We start from the raw sequence: 1,736 nt of genomic DNA, 5'->3' as shown, positions 1-1,736 counted from the left end.
GCCAGCTCTTCAATTTGTGATTTTGTCAGATTGCCCATCAGATCAGCCCTTTTTCTTTTGCCATGGTCAGCGCCAGGTCTTCAATCATATCTTCCTGTCCACCTACAGTGCCGCGACGACCCAGCTCAACCAGCAGGTCGCGTGCAGTGATGCCATATTTGGCTTCGGCACGCTGTGCAAACAGTAGGAAGGAGGAGTAAACACCGGCATAACCCAGTGTCAGTGCATCACGGTCTACGCGGATCGGCTGGTCCATCATTGGCACAACGCGATCTTCCGCCACATCCATAATCTTGTACAGATCGATACCGTGGTTCGCCTGCATGCGATCCAGTACCGCCACAAACACTTCCAACGGAGTATTACCTGCACCGGCACCCAGACCCGCAACAGAACCATCAATACGGATTGCACCGGCTTCAACTGCTGCCAGTGAGTTGGCAATCGCCATACCCATGTTGTGGTGGCCGTGGAAACCGATTTCGGTGGTTGGATTCAGCTCTGCACGTAACAGGCCGATCTTCTCGCTCACTTCATCCGGCAGCATGTAACCCGCAGAATCAGTGCAGTAGATGCAGTTCGCGCCGTAGGATTCCATCAAACGCGCCTGTTCCAGGATTTTCTCTGGTGTCGCCATATGCGCCATCATCAGGAAACCAACCGTATCCATCTCCAGCTTCGCTGCCTGACCGATGTGCTGTTCAGACACATCCGCTTCAGTACAGTGAGTTGCCACACGGATCGTGCTAACACCCAGATCTTTTGCCATGTGCAGATGGTCAACGGTTCCGATACCCGGCAACAGCAGCGCGGATACTTTGGCGTTTTTCATCTTAGGGATCACGGCCCCCAAATATTCTTCATCGGAGTGTGCCGGAAAACCGTAGTTCACAGACGTACCACCCAGACCGTCACCGTGGGTGACTTCGATCAGCGGCATACCCGCTTCATCCAGACCGGTCGCAATATCCACCATCTGATCCACAGAGATCTGATGACGTTTTGCGTGCATTCCGTCACGCAGACTCATGTCGTGGAGTACTACTTTCTTATCTTTCAAATTCATCACTTAATCCCCCACTTAACCGCGTGCCGGTAATTCGATCGCGCCGTTGCTAACTTCTTCAGAGAACATCTCTGCCGTGCGCAGACCTGCTGCTGTCATGATGTCCAGGTTACCGGCGTATTTCGGCAGGTAATCACCCAGACCTTCCACCTCCATGAAGACAGAAACACGGTTGCCGTCGAAGACAGGACCATTCACCAGACGGTAACCCGGTACATATTTCTGTACCTCTTTCACCATCGCATGCACGGATTCAGTGATCGCAGCTTCATCCGGTGCTTCTTTGGTCAGGCAGTGCACGGTGTCACGCATGATCAGTGGTGGCTCAGCCGGGTTGATGATAATGATCGCTTTACCCTTGTCTGCGCCGCCAACTTTCTCAACCGCGCCCGCCGTCGTGCGGGTAAACTCGTCGATGTTTTTACGGGTACCGGGACCGGCAGAACGGGACGATACCGTAGCGATAATCTCGCCATACTCAACAGGCTGTACCTGAGAGACTGCGGCAACCATAGGGATCGTCGCCTGACCACCACAGGTCACCATGTTGACGTTCATCTCGAGGTTTTTAGCGTGATCTGCCAGGTTCACCGGCGGTACGCAGTAGGGGCCGATCGCCGCCGGGGTCAGATCGACCATTATCACGCCCAGCTCGTTCAGCTTGCGGCTG

Annotated in this window: 2 protein-coding genes; both read right to left on the bottom strand. The window is 54.1% G+C overall.

Going from position 1 to position 1,736, the window contains the following annotated elements:
* Positions 1-37 precede the first annotated feature (37 nt).
* The gene (gene dmpG, locus ABYW01_RS20860; protein ID WP_372836464.1) at positions 38-1,066 is read right to left on the bottom strand and encodes a 4-hydroxy-2-oxovalerate aldolase; all 1,029 of its coding nucleotides are present in this window, start codon (positions 1,064-1,066) and stop codon (positions 38-40) included.
* A 15-nt stretch (positions 1,067-1,081) separates the two neighbouring features.
* Positions 1,082-1,736 (bottom strand): acetaldehyde dehydrogenase (acetylating) (locus ABYW01_RS20855; protein WP_372836462.1); only part of this gene is annotated, 655 nt, incomplete at its 5' end.

Source organism: Pontibacterium sp. (assembly GCF_041587635.1).
In the GTDB taxonomy this organism is placed as follows: Bacteria; Pseudomonadota; Gammaproteobacteria; order Pseudomonadales; family Balneatricaceae; genus Pontibacterium.
The sequence above is the reverse complement of the archived record's forward strand: the minus strand, read 5'-3'. Positions and strand labels throughout refer to the sequence as shown.

What these genes read in the sequence shown, in the direction of transcription:
- dmpG (WP_372836464.1), bottom strand. Translation starts at nt 1,066, where the DNA reads ATGAATTTGAAAGATAAGAAAGTAGTACTCCACGACATGAGTCTGCGT.